This window comes from Capnocytophaga sp. oral taxon 380 str. F0488, assembly GCF_000318255.2.
Classification (GTDB): Bacteria; Bacteroidota; Bacteroidia; order Flavobacteriales; family Flavobacteriaceae; genus Capnocytophaga; species Capnocytophaga ochracea.
Genome location: NZ_KB291174.1, coordinates 12,402 through 23,449 on the forward strand (window position 1 = coordinate 12,402; position 11,048 = coordinate 23,449).

An 11,048-nucleotide genomic window follows, 5' to 3' on the forward strand; every position below is an offset into this window, starting at 1 on the left:
ATAAGCTCTCTATAAGCTAACCCCACCCAAATTACAGCTCATCTTTTACCTTTTACCTCAATTCCCTCTTCCGAACTTTTCCGTTTCCTTCCGATAGCTCCGATGTGTCACTTTTAGCGGCACACACTTTGCCAAAGTTTGAAACTTTGGCAAAGTTGATTACTGGCATTTCTGGTATTATTGGCATTCCCGGTATTATTAGCATTTATCTCATTTTCTAATCTGCTAATTTGATAATTTTCTCTGCTTGTCGTGCTACAACTTGCTAATTTGCTAATTATTCCCTATCTTTGCCCCCGTAAACTTAAAAACCCTTTTATAAAATGAAAAACAAAGATTTTGGACTCCTCGTCCTCCGCCTCACCATAGGCTTGCTTATGCTTCCTCACGGCATCAACAAATTATTACACGCCGATGCCTTTGGATATATTCAAAGTACCTTAGTAGCCAAAGGTCTTCCCACCTTCATTGCCTATGGGGTATATCTTAGCGAAATCATCGCTCCTATAATGATTGTATTAGGCTTCCGAACCCGTTTAGCTGCTCTTATAATGGTACTCGGCGGAATTAGTACGCTCTTTTTGGCGTATGGAGGTCAAATTACCGCAGTTACGGCTCACGGTGGTTGGGCTCCTGAACTCCCTGGACTATTCCTTTTCGGTGCTTTAGCTTTGTTCTTTACCGGAAGTGGCAAACACGCCATTTCCACTCGCCACAAATGGGATTAACGAATGTTAGAACAAATCAATCTTACCTACGAGAAAGTAGTACTTGTAGGGATTATCAATCAAACACAAACCGAAGAAAAATCTAAGGAATATTTAGACGAACTCGAATTTCTTACTTACACAGCTGGGGGTGAAGTGCTCAAACGCTTCACCCAAAAGCTTGATGTGCCTAACCCTAAGACCTTCATCGGCACCGGTAAGATGGAGGAAGTACAGCAATTTGTTGAAGAAAATGAGGTAGGTACTGTCATCTTCGACGATGAACTCACCCCTGCTCAACAGAAGAATATCGAGCGTATTCTCAAAGCAAAGATATTAGACCGCACAGGGCTCATTCTCGACATCTTTGCTCAGCGTGCACAAACCAGCTATTCACGCACACAAGTCGAATTGGCACAATACGAATACCTCTTACCGCGCCTTACGGGATTATGGACGCACCTCGAACGTCAGCGAGGCGGTATCGGTATGCGTGGTCCTGGTGAAACCGAAATCGAAACCGACCGCCGTATCGTGCGCGACCGTATTGCCCTGCTCAAAAAGAAACTCACCGCTATCGATAAGCAAATGGCAACTCAACGCAGTAATCGCGGAGCATTAGTGCGTGTAGCGCTCATCGGCTATACCAATGTAGGCAAATCTACCCTAATGAACGTGATAAGCAAAAGCGAAGTCTTTGCCGAAAACAAGCTATTTGCCACCCTCGATACCACCGTGCGCAAGGTTGTGATTGAAAACCTACCATTCTTGCTCAGCGATACCGTAGGGTTCATTCGCAAACTGCCTACCCAGCTCATCGAGTCGTTTAAAAGTACCCTCGACGAGGTACGTGAAGCCGATTTGCTCTTGCACGTAGTCGATATTTCACACCCCAACTTCGAGGAGCATATCCAATCAGTAAACCAAATATTAGCCGAAATTCACAGCGCCGATAAGCCCACCATTATGGTATTCAATAAGATTGATGCATATACCAATGAAGAAATAGCCGAAGACGATTTGGCTACCGAGCGCACTAAAAAACACTTCACTCTTGATGAATGGAAACAAACTTGGATGCAACGAATGGGGCGCGATGTACTCTTCATTTCGGCACTCAATAAAAACAATCTCGAAGAATTCCGTGAGGTGGTGTACGAAAAGGTAAAGGAGATACACATCACTCGCTTTCCTTTTAATAACTTTTTATACGAAAAGATAGATGAATAAACTCAATTTACTATTGGCTACGATAGCCTTATGCTGCACCTCATTAGCAGTTGCTCAAAACGATGAAAACCTCAACACCGATCGCCCCGACCAAAGTGAAGGGGTATACACCCTGCCCAAAGGTCAGTTTCAAATAGAAAATGGTTTAGTTTTTAGCAAAGAAGAAAGCAGTGATAACCTAATGTTACGCTACGGACTCATCACAAACACCGAAATCCGCTTAGAAGCCGATTTCGACCTCCGTACCCCTGATTTTAGCAGTACTACTTTCAGCATAAAACAGCGTTTATACGAATCGGAACAGCGTTATATCCCCTCAGTGGGACTCATCGGTTATGGGCAATACAGCAAAACAGACGCCAAGACTTATACTTTCGACGTCTGTTTAGCTTTCGAAAGCTCTCTTACCGACCAGCTTTCATTAGCTTATAGTGCTCGTAGCTCTGAACAATTTAAGAATTTAGATGTTACTGCTCAGGTCAATTATGCTCCCAACAACAAGCTATGGAATTTTGTTGAGTATTACGCTTCCTATAATGGAATGCGTGCTCCTGAGCACAATATCAATGCAGGATTTGCCTACCTCCTAAAACCTAATTTTCAAATAGACCTCAGCGGAGGGCGTACCCTTTGGCAACCAGAACCTCAATATTTTGTAGGGGTGGGAATAGGATATTTATTCATTTAACAATATGCAAGATTTCGCCCGAAGTATGGCTTTTGCATCTCTAATTTCCCCCGCAGAGAGGGCAAGAAGAGGTTTCTTCATTATTAATCACTAACCATTAATCATTAACAATTAATCATTAAAAAAATTGCCTAAAATAGGAAACATAGATTTAGGAGATTTCCCTTTATTGCTTGCACCTATGGAAGATGTAAGCGATCCTCCCTTTCGTCGCCTCTGTAAAATGCACGGAGCTGATATGCTTTACAGTGAGTTTATCTCCTCCGAAGGACTCATACGCGACGCCATTAAAAGCCGTCAAAAGTTAGATATTTTCGATTACGAACGCCCCGTAGGCATACAAATTTTTGGAGGTGATGAAGAAGCAATGGCGCTCTCAGCTAAAATCGTTGCCACTGTAAACCCCGATTTAGTAGACATCAACTTTGGTTGTCCTGTAAAGAAGGTTGTAAGCAAAGGCGCAGGAGCGGGGGTATTGAAAGATATCGATTTGATGGTGCGCCTTACCAAAGCAGTCGTAAACAGTACCCATTTACCTGTAACCGTAAAAACGCGTTTAGGCTGGGACGAGCAAAGTATCAATATAGAAGAAGTAGCTGAACGTCTGCAAGATGTAGGTATCAGCGCGCTTACCATTCACGCCCGTACCCGTAGCCAGATGTACAAAGGTCACTCCGATTGGAGCTACATTGCCAAAGTGAAGAACAATCCTCGTATCCATATTCCTATTTTTGGTAACGGCGATATCGATAGTCCTGAAAAAGCCTTAGAATACCGGAATACTTACGGTGTAGATGGTATAATGATAGGTCGTGCAGCCATTGGTTATCCGTGGATATTTAATGAAATAAAGCATTATTTTGCAACGGGAGAGCTTCTCCCCTCCCCTACTATATCCGATCGTGTAGAAGCTGCTAAAAACCATCTGTTATGGTCGGTAGAATGGAAAGGTGAACGACAAGGAGTGTTGGAAATGCGCAGGCATTATGCTAATTATTTCAAGGGGATTCCTAATTTTAAAGAACATCGCCAGCGATTAGTAACGTTAGATTCCTCAGAAGAAATAATAAGAGAACTCGAAGTAGTGAGAGAATTAAAAAGGGAAGTCTAATAATCTAAGCTTTTTTACTTTTTATTTTTAGTAAACCATAGGTGAGCATTCCTAAAACAAATGAAGCAGTAATTGCCAAAGTAAAACTCCCTACTAAGTATTGCAACAAATTGTTTTTGATGTATTCCATTGTGGTGAGGTCACCTTGCGGAAGAATCGTGCCCCCCACAAAAAAAGTACCTATTTTAAGAGAAGTGAAAATAAGCACCGGTATCATTGGAGGAATACTCACATTCGAGCAAATAAAAGCCAAAGTTTTGTTCAAATTGAAGAATACCGCCAAAGTAATAGTAAGTATGGTTTGAAATCCCCAAAAAGGCGCAATGCCAAAGAATACACCTAATGCTACCGAACCTGCCTTCACACTATCGCTACTGTCGCTCTCTAATATATCTTCTTTAATAAAACGTTTGAGACTCTTCTTCTTAGCATCTCTAAAGAAATTACGCGGTTTGATATAGAAAAGCGCAATGAGCACCAGCACACTGTTCAGCACACTGATACGCATAAAATCCCTAAACGGACGAAAATGCGAAACTCGTTCTTCGGGGTCGTACAACACTTGTATAGGTACATTCTTCAGTTGTACCCCATTCCAACTACTGCGCACTAATATCTCTATTTCAAACTCAAACTTTTCGGTGTAATATTTCTTAGGAATGTACTGCAAAGGATATAACCTATATCCTGATTGCGTATCAGGGAGATTGACGCCCGTTTCGAGGTGAAACCAGAAGTTAGAAAATTTATGTCCGAAACTACTTTTCTTAGGCACCCCGTCTTGGGTCATATTCCTACTACCTACCAATAGAGTAGGTTCGCTTTCCGCTTCAATAGCAGCTATAAATACAGGTATATCTTCGGGGTAATGTTGTCCGTCGGAGTCGATGGTAAGAGCGTAGTCGTAGCCTAAATTGCGAGCTTTTTCAAAGCCTATCCGCAGGGCATTGCCTTTGCCTTTGTTCTTAGGAAGATGAATAATAGTGAGCTGAGGGTAATGCGTGAGTATATCGGGAGTAGCATCGGTAGCACCATCATTCACTATGATAATGTGAGAGGTATAACGCAACACCCCATCAATCACACGAGCGAGGGTTTTAGCATTGTTATACGTAGGAATTAAAACGCAATAGTTCATAGCCCCATTTTCTTTTTCTCTTCGTCGTTAAACACTTTCGACTTCTTTACAAAACCAGCTATATACTTTTGTAGTTCACGGGTTTGCTGAGCGTAGTGTGCGAGTATAAAATCCTTATCGTCAGTGATGTCGTTGCGATAGGGTACTACTTTGGGCAAGTGTTCTTGCACACTGAGGCGTATCAGGTGGAGTTCAGCGTTTTGAGGTTGCTGTTTGAGGGCGTTTTCTAACAGCGGTTTACCCTCTTTGAGTAGAGCAATACGATTGCCTCCAAATTTTGCTAATATCATCTTACTCGCGCCTTTATAAGCATTTAGCACCACATCAGTAGTAGGAGTATTAGTCATTAGTTCTGCAAAAGCTACAGCGTTTTCTTTGCTATCGGAAGCCGTAGTATAGGCAACGCGTACTTTCTCAAGGCTCTGCGCTTGCAGTGCTCCAAAACTCAAGAATAATATGATGAAGTAGATGTGTTTCATTAGCCTATAAGTTTTTCAACTTTGCCAAAGGTGCGAGCCACACGGGCAGGAAACTTTGGCAAAGTCTTACCTAATTACTTGTTAAATATCGCTCTATACAGGTCGCTACCATTGGCATATAGCAAGATAGCTATGAGGATTACAAATCCTACCATTTGAGCGTGTTCTAATACTTTTTCACTCGGTTTTCTACCCGTTACCATTTCGTAGAGGAGGAATACCACGTGTCCCCCGTCTAAAGCTGGGATAGGCAAGATATTCATAAAGGCTAAAGCGATAGATAGGAAGGCAGTAATATGCCAAAAAGCGAGCCAATTCCAAGACGATGGGAAGAGTTTTCCTATAGAACCAAAGCCTCCTACTTCACTCGCTCCCTTCTTGGTAAAGATAAATTTAAACTGGGCTACATAGTCGTGTAGCACATTGTAACCGTATGCAATTCCGTGACTGAGGGCTTCTCCTAAACTGTAAGTCTTATGGGTAAATTGTACCTCTCCTTCGGTTTGCATACCACTGATACCTATTTTTTTATTACTGTCGGGCAGGACGCTGAGAGTCATTGGCTTTCCGTTGCGCTCAATAGCAAAAGTGACTGGGGTGTTTTCAGAAGCCATTGCAAGGGCAGGCGTTACATCGGAGAAATAGTAAATAGGTTCTCCATTGATGCCTAACAGCTTATCGCCCTTTTGTAAACCTGCTTTCTGAGCAGGCATTCCCACTATTACTGTATCGATAATGGGTTTTACTTTTACACTAAAAGGAGTCGTTTCTCCTCGTAAATAAAGCATCTTCCCAATAGAATCGGGGAGAGATAGAGTACGCACAGTTCCGTCTTGTCCTTTTACGGTAAGCTCACTGGTATTGCGCAACAAGATATATTTACTTACATCGGCTACGCTTTCTAAGGGTTTACCATTGATAGCGGTTACAATATCGCCGTTCTGGAACCCATAAGCACGCATTGTGCGGGTTACTGCAAAACCTTCCTTAATACCCTCGGGTTTGAGCTGGTCTTGCCCCCAAGTGAAGAGTATCATCGCGTAGATAATGAAGCCTAAGAGCAGGTTTACCGTTACACCACCTACCATAATGATAAGGCGTTGCCACGCAGGTTTAGAACGGAACTCCCACGGCTGTGGAGGCTGCGCCATTTGCTCCTTGTCCATACTCTCATCAATCATACCGGCAATCTTCACGTAGCCACCCAACGGTAGCCACCCAATGCCGTATACTGTTTCGCCTATCTTCTTCTTAAAAAGGGCAAACTTCACATCGAAGAAAAGAAAAAACTTTTCTACTCTTGTTTTAAAGAGTTTAGCAGGTATAAAATGTCCTAACTCGTGTAGGACTACTAAAATTGAAAGACTCAGAATCAGCTGAGCCGCTTTTATTAAAAATACTTCCATTCTTTTTTAGGTAACAGGTAACAGGTAATGTGACGCAAATGTTATGCCACCATTCACTTTTCACTATTCACTTTCTTATTTGCTAATTGTCCGCAGGCGGCATCGATGTCTTTACCACGGGAGTGGCGAATGGTAACGGTGATGCCTGCCTCTTCAAGCATTGTTTGGTAAAGTTCAAGCGCTTTAGGGTCGGCTTGTTGAAATGCTCCATCGTCAATAGGGTTGTACTCAATGAGGTTTACCTTAGAAGGGGCAAACTTACAAAACTTTATCAGTGCTTCTACGTCCTTCTTCTGGTCGTTGATACCCTTCCACACCACATATTCGTAGGTGATGCGATTTTTGGTTTTTTGATACCAATACGCTAAGGCTTCGCGTAGTTCTTCCAGTGGAAATTGTTCATTGAAAGGCATAATGCCCGTGCGCACACTACTGATAGCCGAGTGCAAAGATACAGCTAATTTGAATTTTACCTCATCATCAGCCATTTTTTTTATCAATTTGGGGATACCCGAAGTGGATAGCGTAATGCGTTTAGGAGACATTCCTAAGCCCTCAGGCGAAGTAATCTTGTCGATTGCCTTCAATACATTATTATAGTTCATCAGTGGTTCGCCCATTCCCATAAATACTATGTTAGAAAGCGGACGACCAAAGAAAGCGCGACTCTGCTCATCGATTACCTTTACTTGGTCGAATATCTCATCGGGGAGGAGATTGCGCATACGTTTTAAGCGAGCTGTGGCACAAAACGAACAGTTGAGACTACACCCCACCTGACTGGATACACAAGCGGTGGTGCGAGTATCGGTAGGAATTAACACCGACTCTACTAATAACCCGTCGTGCAAACGCACAGCGTTTTTAATCGTACCATCGTTACTGCGCTGCATCACATCTACTTTGATATGGTTGATGCTAAAATGTTCGCTGAGCATCTCGCGTGTAGCTTTGGGCAGTGAGGTCATCTCCTCGAAAGTATGCACGCCTTTCTGCCACAACCATTCGTATACTTGGTTGCCACGGAAAGGTTTATCGCCATTGCTCTCGAAGAAAGCGCGAAGTTCGTCTTTGGTCAGTGCGCGTATGTCGCGTTTTTGGGTCATTTTCAATCAATAAAAAACAAGTACCCCCGTTCCCCCGAAGGGGGACAATCTGCAAAAGGTAATAATATTTTATTTTAAAGGTCTATTGTTAAGAATGAGGCTTTGCCTCAGAAATCTTACAAATCAATTCAAATCAAACAAAGAAGTATGGCTAAAGGTGTTGGCTTCAACTTTGCCAAAGTTTGAAACTTTGGCAAAGTTTACGACCCTAATTATAATAAAGTTTACGACTCTAATTATAATTTAAAATCCTTTACTACCTCTTCTAACGGCAAGCGCGATTTTGGGCGCAAGTGCAACTGATTGCTATCCTCGGGGTCGCGATAGCCTATCGCTACAGCGAAGAGCGTAGTGTATTGAGGTTCATTCAGAAGCTTGTCGTATTCGGTATTAATAATGCCTTCCATAGGGGTACTATCGATGCCCATAGAAGCACACGCACTGAGAAAAAATCCTAATGCGATGTACACTTGGTTGTTTATCCACGCATAGAGTCCTACATCACCTTTGGGTTTCTGCATTTTCTGATAAAACCCAAGTCGTCCCATTTCAGTAGCTGCTTTAACGAGCTTTTCTTCAAATGATGGCAAAGCGCTATTCGCCATAAATACCACTAAATGACTGGCTTTTCTAACGCGTTCTTCGTTGGTAAGCGATACTTTGGCGAATGCTTCCTTAGTAGCCTCATCGCTTATGAACACGAATTGCCAAGGCTGTGAATTGATAGACGAAGGGGTGAGGCGTAATATCTCTTTGAGTTTAGCGATATCCTCATCGCTCACACGCTGAGAGCTGTAATGTTTAGTAGTATAGCGGGTTTGTGCTAATTTTAAAAAATCCATAGTGTTTTGTTTTTAAGTTTAACTTTTAATTTCAAGGTGCAAAGGTACGGCGTAATTAGCAATTTAACAAATAAGGAAAAAAGTAAAAGGTGTGGCAGGTGGAATATAGTTAAAAATCAAGAGGTTATTCGAAGGTCATTCGAATCTAAGGCTACGGTAAGACGAAAAAAAGTCCGCTCTCGATGGCTTTCTCAGAGAGGTAAAGACAACGAGAGCGGAGTTATAATATTAAAAGGAGGGAAAAAGTTAAATTCATTTTAGTGCGTGCTCGACTTAGGAGTGAGACTATACCTCAGAAATTAAACAAAAATAATTTCAGAATTAAAACAAAATCAAGACTTCGTTTTGTGAAATGACTACTTAGGACTTCAACTTTGCCAAAGTTTAGAACTTTGGCAAAGTGTACACCTCAAAGAATATTGATTATCAGGTTTATATATCAAACTAACGCTAACTTATTGATTCTTTTCTTACCATTATTTTGTTATAGGCATATAGTGATAGGGCAGCAAAGACCCCTATTCCACAAATAAGATACCACATTTTGTTGGGGTTATAGGTATTCCAAAGCAAATCGGTGATTTGAGACTGATTGAGACCTAACTTCTGACTTGCCAAATCGAAATATTCCTTTTTAGTGAGGTTTTCGGGCATTGCAATAGCTTTATTTGTGAGTTCGGTTTTTAGTAAAGTATATTTATCAGACCATTTTTCGTATAAATCACCAGAAATAAGCCCTGCAATATAATTACCTACCGCCACAGGCAAGAAATAAGTGCCTTGATAGAGGGCTTCCTTCCCCTTAGGGGTAATTTGAGCTATAAAAGCTGAAAGCGTAGGGCTAGCAGCCATTTCGCCTATGGAGAAAATCATAGTGCCTATAATGGTAAACCACACATTATTGAACATAAAAGTAAGCGTTACCCCTATGGTTCCGATAATCGTACCGCGAATCATTGCGCTTACGTGAGTCATTTTGGTTACGAAATAGGATACAACTACCTGAAAGAAGATAATCATAAACGAATCGATATTGATGAACCATTCGGCTTTTACTTGTCCTTTTTCGGTGAGAATAGTGCCTAAGAAAGGCAAATGATGGTTAATCCACGCACTTACTTTGGAGGAATCTACCCAATCTTCGATAAAATTAGGCAGGGTGTAGAACAGCTGGTTGAACATCGTCCAAAAACCGACCATCAGTATGAGCAGTATGGTAAGGCGACGGTCTTTGAGTGCCTCTATAATGTGCATTATGGATTCTTTGATTTCGGTGAGAATGGGTTTGCTGTCGCGTTGTGCCATTTTAGGTTCTTTGAAAAAGAATAAAACTACCAGCAGGTTGATAACCATTACCACAGCAGCTTGCAGGAAGATAATGCGCCAACCGAGTGTAGTGCGTAGGTAAGACGACATTGCAGGACCTAAGAAGCCTCCGACGTTCACCATCATATAGAAGATACCGAAGCCCATTGTACTGGTGCTTTCATCGGTATTGCGGGCAACGGTACCGTTGATAACGGGTTTGAAGAAGCCCCCTCCAACGGCGGCAAAGAGGAACATCATATACATCGACCAATAGGTGTTTACTTCACCCATTAGGTAATAGCCTATCGCCATTATAGTACAAGAAATGACTAAAGAGAGTTTGTAGCCTATACGGTCGGCTATCACGCCAAAGACGAGTGGCAAAAAGTACTGTATAGCAGTTACGTTGCCTATAATACTTCCTTTTTCGGTATGCGAAAGACCTAATCCTCCTTGGTCAGTTGAAGCTACTAAATACAAGGGGAGAAGGGTAAAGATACCGTAGAAGCCCCAACGTTCCATCAGTTGGAGGAAACTTGCTACCCAGAAGTTGGGTGAGAAAGTTTTGAGTGTTTGACCGAAGGATTTTTTATTTTCTGACATAGTTCATTTATTTTTAATATTTGTTTGAAAAGGCTCTGAGATTCTCAAAGTTTGAAACTTTGGTTAAGTGCAGGGAGCTTCACGTTTTACCTTTTGATTCATATATACTGAATTAAAGTGCAAAAATAAGAGCATTTTTGCTTCTATAAAAATTAAAAAGAGGTTTTATACAAAGGGGGGGGGAGATGTTATAAATATAACAATGCTTATAATGCCATTAATACCGAATAATGCCAATAATGCCAATAATACCAGAAATAATCAACTTTGGCAAAGTTTGAGATGAAAAAGCGATGACAGCCAGAGAAAATTAGCAGATTAGAGAATTAGCAAATTAGAAAATAGGGGAAGGTTGAGGGGTTCGGAAGATATCGAAGGTGTTCGGAAGGGAGTTGAGAGGAGTTTTGGTGAAAAAAGGGTGTAAGGAGGG

At 41.7% G+C, this 11,048-nt stretch carries 10 protein-coding genes; 4 read left to right on the forward strand and 6 right to left on the reverse strand.

Going from position 1 to position 11,048, the window contains the following annotated elements; genetic code table 11:
• Nucleotides 1–323 precede the first annotated feature (323 nt).
• The 4 genes from HMPREF9078_RS01280 to dusB all read left to right on the forward strand — a co-directional run bounded on the left by HMPREF9078_RS01280 (nt 324) and on the right by dusB (nt 3,736).
• Nucleotides 324–728 carry a DoxX family protein gene (locus HMPREF9078_RS01280; protein ID WP_009418905.1) on the forward strand — a complete coding sequence of 135 codons (405 nt, stop codon included), beginning with the start codon at nt 324–326 and terminating at the stop codon, nt 726–728.
• A gap of 3 nt (nt 729–731) precedes the next feature.
• Entirely contained in the window at nt 732–1,937 is a 1,206-nt protein-coding gene (hflX, locus tag HMPREF9078_RS01285; protein WP_009418906.1) for a GTPase HflX, read from the forward strand.
• The gene (locus HMPREF9078_RS01290) at nt 1,930–2,625 is read left to right on the forward strand and encodes a transporter (protein ID WP_009418907.1); all 696 of its coding nucleotides are present in this window, start codon (nt 1,930–1,932) and stop codon (nt 2,623–2,625) included. Before hflX ends, HMPREF9078_RS01290 begins: the two co-directional genes overlap by 8 nt.
• 127 nt (nt 2,626–2,752) lie before the next feature.
• Nucleotides 2,753–3,736, forward strand: coding sequence for a tRNA dihydrouridine synthase DusB (dusB, locus tag HMPREF9078_RS01295; RefSeq protein WP_009418908.1), 984 nt, complete (start codon nt 2,753–2,755; stop codon nt 3,734–3,736).
• Nucleotides 3,737–3,740: 4 nt separating this feature from the next.
• On the opposite strand, the gene HMPREF9078_RS01300 is transcribed toward dusB, so the two are convergent.
• From HMPREF9078_RS01300 to HMPREF9078_RS01325, 6 genes are all read right to left on the reverse strand, one after another.
• Nucleotides 3,741–4,874 (reverse strand): DUF2062 domain-containing protein, encoded by a 1,134-nt coding sequence (locus HMPREF9078_RS01300; protein WP_009418909.1) that lies wholly within the window; start codon nt 4,872–4,874, stop codon nt 3,741–3,743.
• On the reverse strand, nt 4,871–5,353 hold the full coding sequence (locus HMPREF9078_RS01305) for a hypothetical protein (protein ID WP_009418910.1): 483 nt from the start codon (nt 5,351–5,353) through the stop codon (nt 4,871–4,873). Before HMPREF9078_RS01305 ends, HMPREF9078_RS01300 begins: the two co-directional genes overlap by 4 nt.
• Nucleotides 5,354–5,427: 74 nt before the next feature.
• A complete protein-coding gene (rseP, locus tag HMPREF9078_RS01310) occupies nt 5,428–6,759 on the reverse strand; it encodes an RIP metalloprotease RseP (protein WP_009418911.1) in 1,332 nt (443 codons plus the stop codon).
• 53 nt (nt 6,760–6,812) lie between these two features.
• Nucleotides 6,813–7,865: a 23S rRNA (adenine(2503)-C(2))-methyltransferase RlmN gene (gene rlmN / locus HMPREF9078_RS01315; protein WP_009418912.1), complete on the reverse strand. Its 1,053-nt coding sequence runs from the start codon at nt 7,863–7,865 to the stop codon at nt 6,813–6,815.
• Between the two features lie 236 nt (nt 7,866–8,101).
• Entirely contained in the window at nt 8,102–8,707 is a 606-nt protein-coding gene (locus tag HMPREF9078_RS01320) for a nitroreductase family protein (RefSeq protein WP_009418913.1), read from the reverse strand.
• A gap of 450 nt (nt 8,708–9,157) precedes the next feature.
• A complete protein-coding gene (locus HMPREF9078_RS01325; RefSeq protein WP_009418915.1) occupies nt 9,158–10,618 on the reverse strand; it encodes an MFS transporter in 1,461 nt (486 codons plus the stop codon).
• Nucleotides 10,619–11,048 lie beyond the last annotated feature (430 nt).